General features: G+C 44.6%; 15 protein-coding genes. 12 read left to right on the top strand and 3 right to left on the bottom strand.

From position 1 onward, the window contains the following. Positions 1-19 precede the first annotated feature (19 nt). Positions 20-664: a lipase/acyltransferase domain-containing protein gene (locus FNC98_RS02845; RefSeq protein ID WP_185968042.1), complete on the top strand. Its 645-nt coding sequence runs from the start codon at positions 20-22 to the stop codon at positions 662-664. Positions 665-961: 297 nt separating this feature from the next. On the opposite strand, the gene FNC98_RS02850 is transcribed toward FNC98_RS02845, so the two are convergent. Both FNC98_RS02850 and FNC98_RS02855 read right to left on the bottom strand, forming a co-directional pair. Then, on the bottom strand, positions 962-3,019 hold the full coding sequence (locus FNC98_RS02850) for a prolyl oligopeptidase family serine peptidase (protein ID WP_144035429.1): 2,058 nt from the start codon (positions 3,017-3,019) through the stop codon (positions 962-964). A gap of 163 nt (positions 3,020-3,182) precedes the next feature. Continuing rightward, entirely contained in the window at positions 3,183-4,160 is a 978-nt protein-coding gene (locus tag FNC98_RS02855) for an alpha/beta hydrolase (RefSeq protein WP_143579845.1), read from the bottom strand. Between the two features lie 1,031 nt (positions 4,161-5,191). Here FNC98_RS02855 and FNC98_RS02860 point away from each other — a divergent pair. From FNC98_RS02860 to der, 11 genes are all read left to right on the top strand, one after another. Beyond that, positions 5,192-5,530: a P-II family nitrogen regulator gene (locus FNC98_RS02860; protein ID WP_143579846.1), complete on the top strand. Its 339-nt coding sequence runs from the start codon at positions 5,192-5,194 to the stop codon at positions 5,528-5,530. A 13-nt stretch (positions 5,531-5,543) separates the two neighbouring features. Then, a complete protein-coding gene (locus FNC98_RS02865) occupies positions 5,544-6,785 on the top strand; it encodes an ammonium transporter (RefSeq protein WP_143579847.1) in 1,242 nt (413 codons plus the stop codon). A 169-nt stretch (positions 6,786-6,954) separates the two neighbouring features. After that, positions 6,955-7,386, top strand: a complete 432-nt coding sequence (ndk, locus tag FNC98_RS02870; protein ID WP_143579848.1) for a nucleoside-diphosphate kinase — start codon at positions 6,955-6,957, stop codon at positions 7,384-7,386. Between the two features lie 247 nt (positions 7,387-7,633). Next, positions 7,634-8,785: a bifunctional tRNA (adenosine(37)-C2)-methyltransferase TrmG/ribosomal RNA large subunit methyltransferase RlmN gene (locus FNC98_RS02875; RefSeq protein ID WP_143579849.1), complete on the top strand. Its 1,152-nt coding sequence runs from the start codon at positions 7,634-7,636 to the stop codon at positions 8,783-8,785. A gap of 30 nt (positions 8,786-8,815) precedes the next feature. Then, entirely contained in the window at positions 8,816-10,159 is a 1,344-nt protein-coding gene (pilW, locus tag FNC98_RS02880) for a type IV pilus biogenesis/stability protein PilW (RefSeq protein ID WP_143579850.1), read from the top strand. A 19-nt stretch (positions 10,160-10,178) separates the two neighbouring features. Next, a complete protein-coding gene (locus FNC98_RS02885) occupies positions 10,179-11,276 on the top strand; it encodes a RodZ domain-containing protein (protein WP_143579851.1) in 1,098 nt (365 codons plus the stop codon). Positions 11,277-11,317: 41 nt separating this feature from the next. Further along, positions 11,318-12,433, top strand: coding sequence for a flavodoxin-dependent (E)-4-hydroxy-3-methylbut-2-enyl-diphosphate synthase (gene ispG, locus FNC98_RS02890; protein ID WP_143579852.1), 1,116 nt, complete (start codon positions 11,318-11,320; stop codon positions 12,431-12,433). An 88-nt stretch (positions 12,434-12,521) separates the two neighbouring features. After that, complete coding sequence (gene hisS, locus FNC98_RS02895; RefSeq protein ID WP_143579853.1) at positions 12,522-13,802, top strand: histidine--tRNA ligase; 1,281 nt, start codon at positions 12,522-12,524, stop codon at positions 13,800-13,802. Positions 13,803-13,806: 4 nt separating this feature from the next. Beyond that, positions 13,807-14,445: a YfgM family protein gene (locus tag FNC98_RS02900; RefSeq protein WP_143579854.1), complete on the top strand. Its 639-nt coding sequence runs from the start codon at positions 13,807-13,809 to the stop codon at positions 14,443-14,445. 15 nt (positions 14,446-14,460) lie between these two features. Next, complete coding sequence (gene bamB / locus FNC98_RS02905) at positions 14,461-15,663, top strand: outer membrane protein assembly factor BamB (RefSeq protein ID WP_260680421.1); 1,203 nt, start codon at positions 14,461-14,463, stop codon at positions 15,661-15,663. 149 nt (positions 15,664-15,812) lie between these two features. Continuing rightward, positions 15,813-17,291 (top strand): ribosome biogenesis GTPase Der, encoded by a 1,479-nt coding sequence (gene der, locus FNC98_RS02910; protein ID WP_143579855.1) that lies wholly within the window; start codon positions 15,813-15,815, stop codon positions 17,289-17,291. Between the two features lie 291 nt (positions 17,292-17,582). Here the strand turns inward: der and xseA are convergent, their stop codons facing one another. Beyond that, entirely contained in the window at positions 17,583-18,935 is a 1,353-nt protein-coding gene (gene xseA, locus FNC98_RS02915) for an exodeoxyribonuclease VII large subunit (RefSeq protein ID WP_143579856.1), read from the bottom strand. Positions 18,936-18,972: the final 37 nt, after the last annotated feature.

Below are 18,972 nucleotides of genomic sequence, written 5' to 3' on the forward strand. Positions count from 1 at the left end.
CTTGCTACATGGAATATTCATGAACCGTCTGATCATGGCGCCAATGGCGTTGCGTTTGGAAAAAATGGGCTGGGAAGTGGATAATTTGTCTTACCCCAGCACCAGCTCGGATAAACAGGTCTTGTTTGACACCCTGCAACAAGCGGTTGGAGCAGGTCCGGTAATTATGGTCGGTCACTCACTTGGTGGTCTGGTGATTCGCGATTTTTTAAATCATCGCAATATCGGCTCTGCTCAGGTGCCGTTAGTGATTACCCTGGGTACACCCCATCAGGGTGCGACCATTGCCGAAGATCTGGCGAAACTGAATATTCAGGGCATGCTTGGCTCTTCACCACAGTTTGGATTATTGCCGAGCCATTATGAGCCTGAGTGGAATCTACCAAACAAACTCATTTCCATTGCTGGTAATCTTAAAATTGGTGCCAGGCCTCTGCTCGATAGAGTCTGGCGAGATGGTGTGGAAGAGTCTGACGGTACGGTAAGTGTTGAAGAAACCTGTATTGATGGTATGTCTGAACACATTTTGGTGCAGCAAACCCACACTTCAATGGTTTACTCAAAGGATGTCATTAAGCTAATAGACAAACTAGGGCGAGAAGCGCTTGGTGCAGCCCCGTACCAGCGACCTGAGCACCCGATCAAACAGCTATTAAAACGCTAATCGCCATTAACTCACAAGGTTAAAATTGTTAAAGCAATTAGAGATCAACATCTAGATCCCAGTAGTTCCCTCTCTCGAAGTCGTAACAACAATATAACTGGGGTCATCGATCTCGCCGTCATCCATAGAGACCATGATATATCCACCATTCTCAAAGTACAGATATACATCACTGCCAGAGAATTCACATCAATGGATAAATAGTAATATTAACTTAAGTAATTTAAGTAGCCTAATTCTGACATATGAACAGCAAACAGTCGACTGGCCCCTTTTTAGCTATCAATTCTCCAAATTTTACTTGTAGCTAAGTTGTTCAAGTAAATATGCGTATGCAAGGCTACTGACCATAGCTCTTTGTTCATTGTTTGCTGCACCAGCGTGACCGCCTTCCATGTTTTCAAAGTACAGCACGTCATGTCCCATATCTTTCATTTTGGCGACCATTTTTCTTGCATGGCCAGGGTGTACTCTGTCATCTCTGGTTGATGTTGTGAAAAATACTTTCGGGTACTTAGTAGTTTTAGCAACATTGTGATAGGGGGAATAAGTTTTGATGTAGTCCCATTCTTCGGCAATGTCAGGATCACCGAATTCGCCCATCCAACTTGCCCCAGCTAAAAGCTTGTTGTAACGCTTCATATCAAGTAAAGGAACTTGGCAGATTACAGCATTATACAAATCCGCTCTCCTGGTAAAGGTAGCTCCGACTAACAGGCCACCGTTACTGCCACCGTGAATACCTAGGTGTTTTGGACTGGTCACGTTGCGATTTATCAGGTCTTCAGCAATAGCTTCAAAATCTTCATAAGCTTTATGACGGTTTTGCTTTAAAGCAGCTTGGTGCCACTTCGGACCATACTCTCCACCACCGCGAATATTTGCAAGCACATAGATGCCGCCTTGCTCCAACCAATTTTTACCTATGGTTGCGGAATAAGAAGGCTGAAGAGAGATTTCAAACCCACCGTATCCATAAAGTAAAGTAGGATTTTTACCATCGAGCTTGGCATCTTTAGCCATGATTAAGAAATACGGTATCTTTGTGCCGTCTTTTGAAATTGCAAAGTGTTGTTTCGAAATGTACTTGGATGAGTCAAATTTATGCGGAGCAGCTTTAACTTTTTCCACTTTTAAGTTTGAACCGCTTACCGTGTAAAGGGTTTCTGGTTCTAAAAAACTCTCGTAATAGACATAAAAATCATTTGTTTCACGGTTGGTGTTAAGCACATCTATAGAACCATTTGGGTCAAACTCTATTTGTTCTTTAATCCAATCGCCGTCTTTAGGGGTATAACGATATAACGTTTCTTTTACATCGTTCATGACTGTTACCAATATTGTAGATTTGGTAAAACTCATTGAAGACAAAAAGCTAGAGTCTGTTGGCTCGAAGAAGGTCTCAAAGTTAGGTTTCGCTACCAGCAATTTATCTAAGTTTGAGTAGATAACCTGCCCCTGTTTAAAGCCCTTCCAATCCGACTTAAGTTCGACGAAGATATTACCCTTGTAGATATCTTTAATTGTCGAATCGATAGGTAAGTCTAATGTGACTAATTTATTGTCTTGAAATAGGTGATACAAAATTTCGTGGATGGTTTTATATTCGTATAGCAATTGGTAGTCTTTGTCTTGGTCATGGAGAGTATCACCCCATACACCAACTGATTTTTCACCAACCTCAAAAGCAGTTTTTGCCGATGTTAAAGGTGTTCCTCTGCTCCATTGTTTTACTATTCTTGGATAACCTGAATCAGTTAATGAACCTTCGCCAAAATCAGTGCCAACAAAAATCTGGTCTTCATTTATCCAACTTATAATTGACTTTGCTTCTGGTAAGAAAAAACCGTCTTTAACAAATGACTTTGTAGCAATATCAAACTCACGCATCTCGACCGCATCTGCACCGCCGCGAGAGAGTGACACCATGCAGCGAAGATAGGTTGGGCGTAGGCAGTTCATACCCTTATAAACCCAATTCTCATTTTCTTTTTTTGCGAGTTCATCAATATCAAGAATAGTTTCCCATCTAGGGTTTTCTTTTTTGTATTCTTTTTGGGTTGTACGACGGAAAATCCCTCGAACGTGAGTTTCGTCCTTCCAGAAGTTGTACAAGTATTCGCTGTTACCTTTGGTAATAGGATGTGGAATTCGAGATTTATCATTTAGGATTGCGAGAGAATTCTCATACAAACTTTTGTAGCTAGGGTGAGATTTTATTTGTTCTAAAGAGACCTCATTTTGCTTTTCCACCCAGGCTAACGCCTTCGCGCCTTCAACTTCCTCCAGCCATATATAGGGGTCTTCCATCTCTCCTGCTAATGCAGTGCCCCAAAGGCCAAATATTAAACTCATTGCTATTACTTTTTTAATAGTTTTCAATGCCATTTCTCCATTTTATAAAATATTACTGAGTACGGTCCGATTGAGGTTGAGAAGACCATCATGAGCGATTTATAGTCTTTCTCCTATTAATCGTTATCAACTAAGTCTGTGTGTTCAAGGTACTGGTTTTAAATTAAGTATTAATTGATACACCTGCCTGCTTCAGAGACGCGTAAGCCATAAGCCCATTTGGGTCTCCAAAGGTTTCTAAGATTTCAAAATGATTATTGTCTTTGGCGACTAGTTCGCTGGCGTTCTTCCCGGCTTTTTGTAATGCATAAAACCATTCTTTAGATTGCCTTATGAATTCGGGGCTCTCATTGGTTCCATAAGCGACTATGATCTGTTTGGCTTTCACCTTATCCACATGCCGTATTGGGCTAAGTCGCTCAATATCGTCTTCCAAAAAATTGACGTATTCATTGCGGGAAGAAAGGCTCACGGGATGCATTTCGTACATACCACTCACACAGAGAGCTTTATTTACAATAGTATCCGGCACACCATATTTATCCCAGTCAGCCACGAGCGCTGCGCCTGCCAAATGCCCCCCCGCGGAATGTCCAGACAAATATATTTCTTCGGGATCGCCATTGTGTTTTTCTGCATTCTTATATATCCACGCCAACGCTGTACATACATCTTCAACAACTGGCCCTAATCTGCCATTGGTTTCTAATACTTTTATGTAATCTGGCACGACTAAATGTATCCCTGCGGCGTGAAAAACACGAGCCATGAATGCATTGTCGCGAGCTGTTCCAATTTTCCACGCTCCCCCATGCAGGTGTACGTGAATAGGCGCATTTGGCACTGGCGCAGGATACCAATCTAACCCTTGGTGAGACAAGGAACCATATTGAAGCCGAAAAGGTTCACCAATAGCTTTAAGGGTTTCTGCGTTTTTCACCCCTAAACGTTTATAAACTTCTTTAATATTGGATGCCCAATAACCTTGGTTGTATGCAGCGTCCAATTCTTCCTCTGTGTAATCCAGGAAAATCTTTTTTTGGTTGACACTCCACGCAGGAAATCCAATTAGAGCAGTGGCTAGAAGAGCAGTGCTTGAACCTAAAAAACGCCGTCTTGTTTGTTGATTTTTATTCATCATATCCTGCCATTTATAACTTTTCCGTCCTCACGCATTAGCGATACAAGTCGTGAATTTATTTCAAGCTATTCATGTGGTTAAAGTGTTTATTAAATATAGGTCGAGATTGTTACGATTGCTCTTATTGGTATAATTTTGTAATTTAAGTGAGTAATCAGGGACTGTAATGAGCGAGTCTGAGTCATTTAATCTCCCACTTTCTTTTTATTATGCACCGTCATCCCGTACTTGATGCGGGATCTCCTATCGCATGCTGTGATCGTGTTTATTTCAACCCCTTAGTTTAAGAACTACGTAAACAAGTCTCAGTATACCGAAGGGAGGTCCCGTGTCGGAGCACGGGATGACGGAATAAATAAACGAAATTGCGTATGACTCTGGCTGGCACAACGGTCATTCGGAGCCACCTCAAATACGATGTATATAAAGTGCATCACGCCGATGTCGCAATTGATAAGCTTGCTTTCATTCATTATCCACCCACCAATATCACCTTTCAGTGATAACGGAATGTCTAGCGTAGGACACCAAGCGGGGTTCCTGACTTTTCCGTAGAAGCAAAGTGGTAATCGCTTATCACGGGACTACCATTTTTCGCTAATTGTAGGGTTACTTTAGTTGAGTCTGTTCCGCTTGTACCAGCGGATTTGCGAATAACGAACGCACTAGCCTAATTTCCATATGGCTGAGTGTTTTTGATATTTTCGAAGCCAAAAATTCGTAAAACTCCGTAGTATTCCTGAAATCCACTTGTTTTATCTTCAGATTTGGATTTATCAACAGCTATTGAATTTCTAGCCGATTTTTCACTTCTTGACTGAGAATCTCATATCGAGTGACAGATCCCAAAACCGTGACGGTGCGTTAGCATCGCCACGCAACCCTGCACATGGATTGCACTTTTATTGCACTGTTGTGGTGCGTCAAAATGGTGAGGAATTACATTGCTGCTCTATCGCCCTGATTTATTGGGCTTCAAAAAGTTGGCACGGCACTTGTAACGGTAGCACTAACTTTTAATAGGGGGCGAAATGAAATTAATCAACGCAATAATAAAACCATTCAAACTCGATGATGTTCGTGAAGCAATTTCCGAAGTAGGTATCGAAGGTTTGACTGTAAGTGAAGTTCGTGGCTTTGGTCGTCAAAAAGGTCACACCGAGTTGTACCGTGGTGCTGAATACCAGGTCGACTTCTTACCGAAAGTTAAATTAGAAATAGCGGTTAAAGCGGAAGATGCAGATCGCATCATCGAAGCGATCACTAAGTCTGCACACACAGGCAAAATTGGTGACGGTAAGATTTTCGTTTACGACCTAGAACAAGCGGTACGTATTCGTACCGGTGAACTTGATGTAGCTGCACTATAACCGGGAGATAATAATGGAAGAGTTAGCATCAGTATCAACAACAGTCTCCGAGTTGAGATTTGCACTAGATACTTTTTACTTTTTAATTTCAGGCGCGCTAGTTATGTGGATGGCTGCAGGTTTTGCAATGCTGGAAGCTGGTTTAGTTCGCTCTAAAAACACGACAGAAATACTAACTAAAAACATCTGTCTTTATTCAATTGCCTGTGTAATGTTCCTATTGATAGGCTACAACATCATGTATGTTGATAATGTTGAAGGTGGAGTTTTACCTTCATTCGGAAGCTTGATTGGTACTCAAGCGAGTGATGCTGATCACTCTCTTGAATCTGATTTCTTCTTCCAGGTAGTTTTCGTTGCTACAGCTATGTCCATCGTTTCAGGTGCGGTAGCTGAGCGTATGAAACTTTGGTCTTTCCTCATCTTCGCAGTAGTTCTTACTGGTGTTATCTACCCGGTTGAAGGTTACTGGACTTGGGGTGGCGGTTTCCTTTCAGAAGCTGGCTTCTCTGACTTTGCAGGTTCAGGTATCGTTCACATGGCTGGTGCCGCTGCAGCATTAGCGGGTGTAGTGCTTCTGGGTGCTCGTAAAGGTAAGTACGGTAAAAACGGCGAGATCTTCCCGATTCCTGGTTCGAACATGCCTCTTGCAACCTTAGGTACCTTTATTCTTTGGATGGGTTGGTTCGGTTTCAACGGTGGTTCTCAGCTAATGGTTTCTGATGCTGAAAACGCAACGGCGGTAGGTCAAATCTTCCTTAATACTAACGCTGCTGCGGCGGCTGGTGCGGTTGCTGCATTATTGCTTAACAAAGCAGTTTGGGGCAAAGCTGACCTTACGATGATTCTTAACGGTGCATTAGCAGGTCTTGTTGCTATCACTGCAGATCCTCTGTCTCCATCACCACTATTCGCTTCTTTAATCGGTGCTTTAGGCGGCGTACTCGTTGTATTCTCAATCGTTACTTTCGACAAGTTGAAGATTGATGATCCAGTAGGTGCTATCTCTGTTCATGGTGTTGTAGGTCTATTCGGTCTGCTAGCAGTTCCTTTCAGCAACGGTGATGCGTCTTTCGGCGCACAATTATACGGTGCTGCTGTAATCTTCGGTTGGGTATTCGCGGCGAGCTTCGTTGTGTGGATGATCCTTAAGAAGACTATGGGTATCCGTGTAACGGACGAAGAAGAGTACAACGGTGTTGATAAGTCAGATTGTGGTATTGAAGCTTATCCTGAGTTCGTATCTCTTAAATAATTGAAAATCTGTTTTTCGCGTTAAAGGAGCCTTTGGGCTCCTTTTTTTTGTTCTAAAAATCTTATTCGAGAAAATAAGGCTGGGAAGCCGTATCAGCCTCTAGTATCTGGCAGGGGTTTCGTCTATAATTCGCGCCAAATTTTTAATATCTGTTTATTGAGGGCTTATCATGGCTATCGAACGTACTTTTTCTATCGTTAAACCAGATGCTGTTGCAAAGAATGCAATCGGCGCTATCTACAACCGTTTTGAGTCTGCTGGTCTTAAGATCATCGCTTCTAAAATGGTTCACCTTAGCCGTGAAAAAGCTGAAGGTTTCTATGCTGAACACAAAGAGCGTCCTTTCTTTGGCGCTTTGGTTGATTTCATGACTTCTGGTCCGGTTATGGTTCAGGTTTTAGAAGGCGAGAACGCTGTTCTTAAAAACCGTGAAATCATGGGCGCAACCAACCCAGCTGAAGCTTTAGCGGGTACTTTACGTCACGACTACGCCGAGTCTATCGACGAGAATGCTGTTCACGGTTCTGACGCTCTTGAGTCAGCTGCTCGTGAAATCGCATACTTCTTCAGCGACGAAGAAATCTGCCCTCGCACTCGCTAATTTGAGTGACTAGAAGAGATTGTCATTTTCAGACGGTGCTTCTAGAGGATAAGAAAGGATTTTGCCAGACCTTGGTAAAATCCTTTTGTCGTTTCTAAACGCCGAAAAATAACGCACGCTGAATCGTGTTGTTTTTAACCAAGATAGTACCTCCTGCTTACGATTTGCTTACATTTGCAAATTGTTTGATGAGGCTAAAATGTGTACAATTACCCCCGTTTTTATAACCTGAATATTTGAGTGTTTAATGTCTGCCAATCCAGTTGAAATCCAGGAATCTGCGAGCCAGCCTAAGGTCAATTTATTGAATTTTGATCATCAGATGATGCGTGAGTATTTAGCCAGTATTGGCGAAAAGCCATTTCGCGCCGATCAATTGATGAAGTGGATTTATCATTTCGGTTACGATGACTTTGAAAAAATGACTAACCTCAATAAAGGGTTGCGTCAAAAGCTTGCGCGCCTGTGTGAAATTAAGGCTCCGGAAATCTCGCAAAAACAAGTCTCTAACGATGGCACCATTAAATATGCGTTAAAACTGGAAGGCGGTCAGGAAGTTGAAACTGTCTGGATCCCAGAAAATGGTCGTGCAACCTTATGCGTTTCCTCTCAGGTAGGCTGTGCCCTGGAATGTTCATTCTGCTCAACCGCGCAACAAGGTTTTAACCGTAATTTATCGGTTTCTGAAATCATTGGTCAGGTATGGCGTGTTGCCAATGACATCGGCGCTACCCGTATTGCCGGTACTCGTCCTATTACCAACATCGTAATGATGGGCATGGGCGAACCTTTATTGAATATGAAAAACCTTATCCCGGCACTGGACAACATGCTTAATGATCTGGCCTATGGCCTATCTAAGCGTCGTGTGACGGTAAGTACATCTGGTGTTGTACCGGCATTAGATATGCTTAAAGACAAGATTGATTGTGCGCTGGCTATTTCAGTGCATGCGCCAAATGACGAATTGCGTGATGTATTGGTGCCAATTAATAAGAAATATCCGCTAACAGATTTCCTTGCCGCCAGCCGTCGCTATATCGAAGGTTCAAAAGCAAATAAGCAGGTAACGGTTGAGTACGTGATGATAGATCACGTTAACGATTCTACCGATCAAGCCCACGAATTGGCGAAAGTATTAGAAGGTACACCAAGTAAGATTAACCTTATTCCTTTTAATCCATACCCAGGCTCGCCGTATAAGCGTTCCAGCAATTCTCGCATTGATCGCTTTGATAAAGTTCTGCAATCCTATGGACTTACCGTTATCACTCGCCGTACTCGTGGTGATGATATCGATGCCGCTTGTGGACAGCTTGCCGGAGACGTTTTAGACCGAACCAAGCGTACCGGAAAAAAACAGATGCAAGGCGATGCGATTTCGGTAAAAATGGTGTAATTAGAACAATAACCCGATAAGGGCAGGAAGATGCAAAAATCAGTGAAGATATTTTCTGCGATAGCGTTTGGTGCGATCACTTTGGTTGGCACTAGCGGTTGTGTTACGCAAAACTACGCAGAAGAAAAGCCGGTCGTTGATCGCGCTGTCGATGATCAACAAAAAGCAAAAACGCGGATCTCCCTGGCTCTGAGTTATCTGAACATGGGGAATATGGCTCAGGCAAAGTTCAATCTTGAGCGAGCCAAAGAATTTGCGCCCAAGTCCGTCGAAGTATATACCGCGTTCGCCCACTATTTTGAAGTGGTGAGTGAAGACGAACAGGCTGAACAAGCCTACCGAAAAGCATTATCGATTGAAGGCAATGATGCCGACACCTTAAATAATTTTGGCGTGTTCTTGTGTAGACAGGAACGTGTCGATGAAGCCGAAAAATATTTCAAAGCTGCTATCAGAGTACCTAGTTATCTTCGTATTTCGGAGACCTACGAAAATATCGCTTTGTGTCATTTGAAAATGAATAACTTTGGTAAAGCCGAAGATGCGCTGGAAAGAAGCCTCGCCCATAGTCCGAATCGAGCCTCAGGATTATTGCAGTTAGCGCAGTTTAATTATGCTAAACGAGACTACGACCAGGCGGGTCTTTATATGAGCCGTTTCGAATTAGCAACGCGTCGTTTCACTCCGCAGGCTATGGCGCTGGCGTTTAAGATTCAGCAAAAGATGGGGAATGGGGAAATTGCTGAAAACTACGCAAAAATGCTGATGAACATGTTCCCTGAGTCCGATGAAGCACAGCGATATCTTGAAGATGAGTTATCACGTATCGCTGAAGACAAGCTAGCGGATCGTTACTTTGCTTATGTGGTGAAAAAGTCGAACCCGAACACGTCGAATAAAAATATACTTGCCGTTAAGAAAGTGCAGCCTAAAGAACAGAAACCGACACCTGTCGTTGCCGCGGTAATCACGCCAGCGACAACGCCAAAGGTTTTGCCTGCGGCACAAACCAGGGCTGAGCCTGACGTGCCAGCAAAGCCTGCTAAACAGGAAACGCCTGCGACAACGCAGACTGTGGCCAATGCCACTACGCAAGTGGTTAGCGCTGCAAAACCTGCCAGCAAACCGAATAGTCAGGCGACCACTAAGGCGGTTTCTACAACGACGCCAGTGGCAGCAAATGTAACGACAACTGCCACGCCATCTGCAGTCCCTATCGATGGACCAGTGCATATTGTCGCGAAAGGTGATAACTTGTACCGAATTTCATTAAAGTACAACATCACCATCAGCACCCTGCGACGCTGGAATGATCTGGTGGATGAGAATATAAATGTTGGTCAGGCGATTCGCCTGAGCCGACCCAAAAAGTAGTCAGAGTTAACAGAATATTATGAGCGAACAAAACCAACCTATTGATATCAGTGAAGATATCGAAGTAGTAGGGCCGGGACAAATGCTCCGGGAGGCCCGGGAATCGAGGGGCTTGAGTCAAAAAGACGTGGCTACGCATTTAAATTTCCGTCTGGCATTGGTTAATGAACTCGAGACGGAATCGTTTGATTCGGCGACGCCGACTACTTTTCTACGCGGATATTTACGCAACTATGCGAAGTTCCTCGGTCTTAATGAAAAAGACGTACTTGCGAGCTATGAGACGCTTGGCGTTGCCCGTCAGCAACGAGCTGAGATGAAGAGTTTTTCGCGAAGCACCGCTAAAAAAGCAGAAAACAAATTATTAATGGTTTCCAGCACAGTGATTGCCGCGTTAATGATTGGCGTTTCCGTGTACCATTTTATTATGGAAGATAGCGGAGAAACTCAGGTTGTTGGCTCTGGTTCAACGGTTGAAACCAAACAAGACGATATTATTACCGGTAACGTCGATACGGACGAGGAGCTGCATAGCGAAGCGCCTGTTGCCGAGGCATCGGGTGAACGAGTTGCAAGCAACTCAACCAATTCCGAAATGGTCGCATTATCGGCCGTCTCCATTGACAATGATACGGCGCAAACTGGCGACAATGGTGTGGAGGCAATTCAACCTGAAGCATCCCAAGATAGTAACGAAGTGATGCAGGAAGAAACATTAGCATCGGTAGCCGTTATCAATGCTGAGCCGGCTAATAGCAACGACGTTTCAGCCTCTGATGAGGAAAGCCTTGCCTCAGCAGTTACCGGTCAGATTCCTGCAGCTGACACGCAAGCCGATCTCCAGCCTGTATTGCAGGCGGAATTAAAGTTCGTATTTAGTGGTGATTGTTGGGTAAATATCTTTGATGCCGATGGCAACCGATTAGCCTGGGGTATTAAGAAAAACGATTACGTGATGACATTGACAGGCAAGCCTCCTTTTAATGTTACTTTAGGCAAACCAGAGCTGGTACAGATGTCGTATCAGGGAGAAAACGTTTCTCTGAGCCAATATAAAGTTGGCCAGATAGCAAAAATGCTAGTCCCTGAGCCTGTTGTTGAAGAAGCTGCCGAATAAATCGCCAAGCGCATTTAACACGTTAAATTAATAGACAAAACATGTTTACAGAAAATCCTATAAAACGTCGCAAATCCACGCAGATTATGGTGGGTAATGTACCGGTTGGCGGCGATGCACCAATTTCGGTGCAATCTATGACCAATACCCTAACCACCGATGTAGCAGCAACGGTCAGGCAGATCCGCGATCTGGAAAACGTTGGTGCTGATATTGTTCGTGTATCGGTGCCTACTATGGACGCCGCCGAAGCGTTTAAGCAAATCAAGCAACAGGTAAAGGTACCTTTAGTTGCGGATATTCATTTTGACTACCGCATTGCCCTGAAAGTTGCCGAATATGGCGTAGACTGTTTACGTATCAATCCCGGCAACATTGGCCGTGAAGACCGTATACGTGCCGTAGTCGATGCCGCTCGAGATAAAAATATCCCAATCCGTATCGGTGTTAACGGTGGGTCACTAGAACGAGACCTTCAGGAAAAGTATAAAGAGCCAACGCCTGATGCATTATTGGAGTCAGCACTTCGCCACGTCGACATTTTAGACCGCCTGAACTTCGATCAGTTTAAGGTGAGTGTCAAAGCTTCCGATGTGTTTTTAGCAGTCGGCGCCTATCGCCTGTTAGCAAAGCAAATCGATAACCCGTTGCACCTTGGAATTACCGAAGCCGGTGGTTTTCGCTCAGGGGCGGTAAAATCATCCGTAGGGTTAGGAATGCTATTGGCCGAAGGCATTGGCGATACCCTGCGGGTATCCCTGGCTGCTAACCCAGTAGAAGAAATCAAGGTAGGCTTTGATATTTTAAAATCTTTGCGCTTACGTTCCCGTGGCATCAATTTTATCGCTTGCCCAAGCTGCTCACGTCAGGAATTTGATGTCATTTCTACAGTAAATGCTCTGGAGGAGAGGCTCGAAGACATACTCACACCAATGGATGTTTCCATTATTGGTTGTGTGGTCAACGGTCCAGGTGAAGCGACGGTTTCCGATCTTGGTTTAACCGGCTCTAATCGAAAGAGTGGCTTTTACTTAGATGGGGTTCGTCAAAAAGAACGTATCGATAACACCGACATCGTCAATCAGTTAGAAAAGAAAATTCGCGCCAGAGCGGATTTGTTATCCGAACAACGCAAAATCGACATTAAAGAACTGTAGGGCGATAAGGTTTTACGTTTGTCGCTGATTTGCCTATAATGCCGCCCTTGTGGCGAATTTACCAACAAAGATTTAAGAGAATATTCGAGTGAGTAAAGCTATTCAAGCCATTCGTGGAATGAACGATTGTTTACCGGGCGAGACAGAGAAATGGCAACGGGTTGAACAGGTATTGCGCAAGGTTGCCAGTAATTATGGCTACTCGGAAATTCGCATGCCGGTGGTGGAATCCACTGCACTTTTCAAACGTGGTATTGGTGAAGTAACTGATATTGTTGAAAAAGAAATGTATACCTTCGAGGATCGTAATGGCGATTCTCTAACCTTGAGACCGGAAGGTACAGCCAGTTGTGTGCGTGCCGGTAATCAGCATGGCCTGCTTTATAACCAGGAACAGCGTCTGTGGTATATGGGGCCAATGTTCCGTCATGAACGTCCGCAAAAGGGGCGTTATCGACAGTTTCATCAGTTTGGTCTGGAAAGCTTCGGTATTGGTAGTGCCGATATTGATGCTGAAGTCATTATTTTGAGTGCTCGCCTATGGCGGGAACTTGGCATCGAAGAATTTGTCACACTAGAGCTAAACTCGCTAGGCTCGAATGAGGCTCGTGCAGAATACCGTCAGGCTTTAGTTGAGTTTTTGACTCAGCACCAAGAAAAGTTAGATGATGACTCACGCCGTCGTATGCATTCGAATCCGCTTCGCGTTTTAGATAGCAAGAATCCTGATGTTCAGGCGTTGTTAGTTGATGCTCCTAAGCTTTCCGAGTACTTAGATGCTGAATCAGCCGAGCATTTTGCCGACGTTTGTAAGCGTCTGGATGCTGCAGGGATTTCTTATCGCTTAAATGATAAGTTGGTTCGTGGTTTGGATTATTACAACCGCACGGTTTTCGAATGGGTAACCGAATCTCTGGGTGCTCAGGGGACTGTGTGTGCCGGTGGTCGTTATGATGGCCTGGTAGAGCAGTTGGGTGGTAAAGCTACTCCGGCAGTAGGTTTTGCACTGGGCATTGAGCGCCTGGTATTGCTATTGTCGAGTCTGGATAAATTTAACGATCTACGTCCCGCAGCAGATGTTTACGTAGTGAGCATGGGTGATGCAGCAGAAATGGCGGCGTTATCTCTGTCTGAACAATGGCGAGATGCCGTACCAGGTATTCGCATTCAGACTCACTGTGGTGGTGGAAAATTCCAGAAACAGTTAAAGCGCGCCGATAAATCCGGTGCCGAGATCGCCATAATTCTAGGCGAATCTGAAGTAGAACAACAAACAGTGACCGTAAAATATTTACGGCAACAAAAAGAACAAGTCAGCCTGCCTTTTGAGCAAGTCGCAGTGCTGTTAACGAATTTATTAGAAGGGTAACGTTGTGGAAATTTATCAATCTGAAGAACAACAAGTAGAAGCAATTAAGAAGTTTTGGAAAGATAACGGTAATTCCATTATCGCTGGTCTGGTAATCGGATTAGGGGGCTTTATCGGCTTTAACTATTACCAAAATAGCCAAATCGAAGCGATGGAATCCGCTTCTAGCCAGTATCAGCAAAACATCGAAGTGATGAATACTAACGGTGAAGAATTCCGCACCAACAGCAAAACGTTTATCAACGAGCATAAAGATTCAAGCTATGCCTCGTTCACCGCACTTGCGTTGGCAAAAGATGCGGCATCACATGGTGATTACAAAGAAGCTGAGAAGCAACTTAGCAGTGCTGCCGAACTTGCACCAAGCGAAGAAGTTAAAGCTATCGCTCAGCTGCGTTTGGCACGTGTGCAAATTCAACAAGAGAATATCGACGCAGCACTAGCAACGTTAGCGAAACCTTTCCCTGAAAAGTTCGCGGCAACCGTAGCTGAAACGAAAGGTGATGCCTACCTGTTAAGCGGCGACAAGCAACAGGCGCGCAGTGCGTATCAATCTGCGGTTGTTGCAGGTGGTTTGGAATCAAGCCCGCAATTACAAATGAAACTGGACGATTTAGCGATTGCCGTAAACGTTGCTGGTTAATTTGAGGGAACTGGTGTGAAAAACCTGAACAAAAAATTATTAAGCACCATGCTGGCAACATCCTTGCTGTTTGGTTGTGCCTCTGATGATGACGAAGAAGATACCAGTACGCTGGTTGCTGAACTTACCGAAATCGATGCGAAGTTTACCCCAGAAGTGTTGTGGGAACAGTCTACGAAAAAAGGTGTTCAGCATTATTTTTCGCGCTTAAACCCAGTTGTTGCTTATGGCAAAGTGTTTACTGCCGAACGTCTTGGTGAGGCTTATGCTTTCGACCAGGAGACCGGTAATAAACTTTGGGAAATCGATTTAAGCGATATCGAAGGCACCCGTGGGTTCTTTGATGACCGCGAGACTGCACGTATTTCCGGTGGCGGTGTCGCTGGGTACAACATGGTTGTCTGGGGCAGCGAGAATGGTATTGTCTACGCCCTTGACCAGGAAACTGGTGAGTTATTGTGGCAGGCAAAAGTGCCAGGGGAAGTGATTTCTAACCCAGCACTGGAAGCCAATATGGTTCTGGTTAATACCGTTTCCGGGTCTTTAATCGCCCTGGATGCACAAACGGGTGAAGAAAAGTGGAAAGCGGATCAAAGTGTCCCGCCATTGACGTTGCGTGGCGCAAGTGGCGTTGTTGGTAGTTCTGGTGGTGCATTTATTGGTAACGCTAAGGGTGAAGTCGTTGTTTATATCGTTGATAGCGGCCAACAGGGCTGGGCGACTGAAATTGGTGAGCCTTCAGGAGCTACCGAATTACAACGCATCGTTGATGTTGATGTAACACCAGTTGTTTTTGGCGACAAGCTTTACGGTATTTCTTCTAATGGTAATCTGGCAGCCCTAGACCTTCGTTCGGGGCGTGAAATCTGGAAACGCAAATATTCATCTTATCGACAGCTAACCGTCGATGGGAATCAGATTTTCGCTACCGATGACAAAGGCCATATTTACGCCTTAAACCGCAACGACGGGACTGAGATGTGGAGTCAGTTATCATTTACTAACCGTGACACTACTGGTGCTGTGAGTGTTGGCGATTATGTTGTCGTTGGTGATGTTGAAGGCTATTTGCATTGGTTAAGCAAAACTGATGGTACTATTGTAGCCCGATATCGAGTCGATAACAGTGCCATCTATGTAACGCCAGTGGTGAGTGAGGGTCTTATATACGCACAGTCACGTGACGGTGAACTGCAGGTTATCAAAACCCCAGAGTAGACTCTGAACCCGTTGTTTAACATCGGGTTTTATAGGAAAAGCAAATTTTTGCCAAAGGCAATAAAAGCCAAAGTTTGCTAAAGTTATCAGCGGCCCCGTAAGTTTTACGGGGCCGCTATTATTTTATTAAGATTATTTTTGAGGTAGCCATGCTTCCTGTTGTTGCTCTGGTTGGGCGGCCTAATGTAGGTAAATCAACTCTTTTTAACCGTTTAACCAGGACTCGAGATGCACTTGTGGCAGATTACCCGGGCCTTACCCGCGATCGTCAATATGGACAGGCGGAAGTCGAAGGGCAAGCTTTTATTGTCATCGATACCGGTGGTATCGTCGGCAATGAGGAAGGTATTGATGCATTGATGGCGGAACAATCGCTTATGGCCATTGATGAAGCTGACGCGGTATTGTTTTTGGTTGACGCAAGGGCGGGTTTAACTTCTGCGGATGAATCGATTGCCGATTACCTTCGTAAGCAAAGCAAAAAAGTCTTTTTAGTGGCGAATAAAATTGATGGCATCGACGCAGATTCTGCGGTGGCTGAATTTTATCATCTGGGACTTGGCGACACCGTTCATCAAATAGCTGCGGCACATAACCGAGGTGTAACCCAATTATTAAACCTTGCTTTGGCGCCACATATCGATGGTTTGGCGCACAGCGATGACGACGAAAATTCTGACCTTGATCACGACTACGATTCAGGTGTGCACCTGGAAGAAGGTGAAGAGTTTGATGACAGTGAAGAAACCGCTCAAGACGACAAAATCAAGCTGGCGATCATCGGTAAACCAAATGTTGGTAAATCGACTCTGACTAACCGCATTCTCGGTGAAGAGCGTGTGGTTGTTTATGATATGCCTGGCACAACACGCGACAGTGTGTACATTCCCATGGAACGAGGTGATCGCGAGTACACCTTAATTGATACCGCAGGTATTCGTCGCCGTAAAAATGTTACCGATGCCGTTGAAAAGTTTTCGGTTATTAAAACCCTGCAAGCGATTGAAGATGCCAACGTCGTATTATTGGTTATCGATGCCAGAGACGGCATAACCGACCAGGATTTATCCTTATTAGGATATGTTCTTGAATCCGGTCGCTCGCTAGTGTTGGTTGTCAATAAATGGGATGGTCTTGATAATGATATTAAAGACCGTGTTAAATCCGAGCTTGATCGTCGCTTAGGTTTTATCGACTTTGCCCGATTACACTTTATTTCCGCCCTTCACGGTACTGGTGTCGGACATTTGTTTGAATCGGTGGAAGAAGCATTTGATTCAGCAACCCGTCGCACATCAACGGCAATGCTGACTAAAATCATGGATATGGCGGTCTTTGATCACCAGCCGCCAATGGTGAATGGCCGTCGTATCAAACTAAAATACGCCCATGCTGGTGGCTATAATCCGCCAATTATTGTAATCCACGGCAATCAGGTGAATGCTCTGCCGCAATCCTACAAGCGTTATTTGATGAACTATTTCCGCAAAGCGCTAAAAATTATGGGGACACCAATTAAGGTAGAATTCAGAGGCACCTCTAACCCATTTTCGAATAAGCGCAAGCTCACCTACACAGAGCAAAAAAAGCGTGCAAGGGCTACGCAGGGTTATAAAACTAAAGATTAACAACGAACGTAAAAAAGGCTGCAGTTTGCAGCCTTTTTTACGTTCGTTCGGCAATAGATGAAAGATGACAGACGGCAGACTGCGGATATCTTGGCAAGACAGAAATTGGGGTCACATCTTGAATTGTGCAATGGTTTGCAAAATTCAAGATCTGACCCGACTCATTCGTAATGTGATTGGTATTACATCGCCGCGACTGAAAAAGAGACCAGTAAGGCTAGAAGCAAAATAAAAAGTAATGCACGTTTCATGCTATTAAGCATAGATAGCACAAGCCCTGCCGGCAACGTATTAGTCAGATTGTTTATTTAACACCTTCGCCTGAACGTGTCCATCGCTAAACTGTACGTTTATTTCCCTGCCAACGTCAGTACTTGCAACGGAGCGAATAATATTGCCCGCTTCGTCTCGGGTAATACTGTAACCTCGGGCGATGGTTGCCAGAGGGCTGACAATATTCAGGTTATGGGCGATATTTGCCAGCGCCATCCGGCTTTTATCCTGAGTGGCGAGCATTGCCGTTCGCAATCGATTATCGAGAACCTGTAAGCGCGTCCTATTCAGTGGCAATGATGAGGCAGGCGACAGCTTGTCTAACTGCACTTGCAAACGTTCAAACCTAAGCTGTTTTTGTTGCAATTGATTGAGCAGTGCCATGGACAGGCGTTGTTGTAAATCATCCGCCAATTGTTGCTGTTTTTGCAGCTGCTGTTGCGGATGAGTAAGAGCAAGACGATGTTGCAGTCTTTCCTGTAGTCGTTGTAAACCGAATAGCTTTTGCTTGGCAATATGACTGAGGCGTTGCTGATAGTGCTTTAATTTATCGAATAACGCTTTGTTGTCTTTAGTTACTATTTCTGCAGCCGCAGATGGTGTTGCCGCGCGCATATCGGCAACGTAATCGCTGAGGCTGACATCGACTTCGTGACCTACGGCACTGATCACCGGAATTTCACAGGCAAAGATAGCACGAACCACGACTTCCTCATTAAATGACCAGAGATCTTCGAGAGAACCGCCACCTCGGCCGACGATCAACACATCACATTCGTCACGAAGATCGGCAACCTCGATAGTTTCAGCAATTTGCTCGGCAGCACCATCACCCTGAACCAGAGTCGGGTAGATAATTACCTTAACACCTGGGTTTCGACGTTTCATTACCGTTAGAATATCGTGTACAGCAGCGCCGGTTGCCGAGGTGATTACCCCAACAGTGCGAATCGATTCAGGAATCGGCTGTTTGTATCTTTGATCAAATAACCCCTCCTGATGCAGTTGAGCTTTCAGTTGCTCGAATTTTTGCCGGAGTAAACCTTCTCCGGCATCTTCCATTTGTTCAATAATTAATTGGAAATCACCGCGAGGCTCATACAAAGTCACCTTTGCCTTTACCAGAACCTGTTGGCCGTTCGCCGGCTTTATTCTGACATGACGATTATTGCCCCGAAACATCGCGCAGCGCACCTGAGCTTTACTATCCTTTAACGATAGATACCAGTGTCCGGAACCGGCAGCAAGAAAGTTAGAAATTTCGCCGCATAGCCATAACGTGCGCATTTCCGATTCTAACAGGAATCGTACCTTTTTGGTCAGTTCGCTAACCTGCAATATGTGGCGTTTTTGCTGATAATTCGGTGTCATGATAAATTTTTGTTAAGTTTTGGTAGTTTTATCGATC

Source organism: Thalassotalea sp. PS06, from assembly GCF_007197775.1.
GTDB lineage: Bacteria > Pseudomonadota > Gammaproteobacteria > Enterobacterales > Alteromonadaceae > Thalassotalea_A.

Excerpts from the sequence above, each read along its gene's own strand:
- der (WP_143579855.1), top strand. The coding sequence starts at position 15,813 with ATGCTTCCTGTTGTTGCTCTGGTTGGGCGGCCTAATGTAGGTAAATCA.
- FNC98_RS02845 (WP_185968042.1), top strand. The coding sequence starts at position 20 with ATGAACCGTCTGATCATGGCGCCAATGGCGTTGCGTTTGGAAAAAATG.
- FNC98_RS02850 (WP_144035429.1), bottom strand. The coding sequence starts at position 3,019 with ATGAGTTTAATATTTGGCCTTTGGGGCACTGCATTAGCAGGAGAGATG.
- FNC98_RS02865 (WP_143579847.1), top strand. The coding sequence starts at position 5,544 with ATGGAAGAGTTAGCATCAGTATCAACAACAGTCTCCGAGTTGAGATTT.
- FNC98_RS02885 (WP_143579851.1), top strand. The coding sequence starts at position 10,179 with ATGAGCGAACAAAACCAACCTATTGATATCAGTGAAGATATCGAAGTA.
- pilW (WP_143579850.1), top strand. The coding sequence starts at position 8,816 with ATGCAAAAATCAGTGAAGATATTTTCTGCGATAGCGTTTGGTGCGATC.
- FNC98_RS02855 (WP_143579845.1), bottom strand. The coding sequence starts at position 4,160 with ATGATGAATAAAAATCAACAAACAAGACGGCGTTTTTTAGGTTCAAGC.
- ispG (WP_143579852.1), top strand. The coding sequence starts at position 11,318 with ATGTTTACAGAAAATCCTATAAAACGTCGCAAATCCACGCAGATTATG.
- xseA (WP_143579856.1), bottom strand. The coding sequence starts at position 18,935 with ATGACACCGAATTATCAGCAAAAACGCCACATATTGCAGGTTAGCGAA.
- ndk (WP_143579848.1), top strand. The coding sequence starts at position 6,955 with ATGGCTATCGAACGTACTTTTTCTATCGTTAAACCAGATGCTGTTGCA.
- FNC98_RS02875 (WP_143579849.1), top strand. The coding sequence starts at position 7,634 with ATGTCTGCCAATCCAGTTGAAATCCAGGAATCTGCGAGCCAGCCTAAG.
- FNC98_RS02860 (WP_143579846.1), top strand. The coding sequence starts at position 5,192 with ATGAAATTAATCAACGCAATAATAAAACCATTCAAACTCGATGATGTT.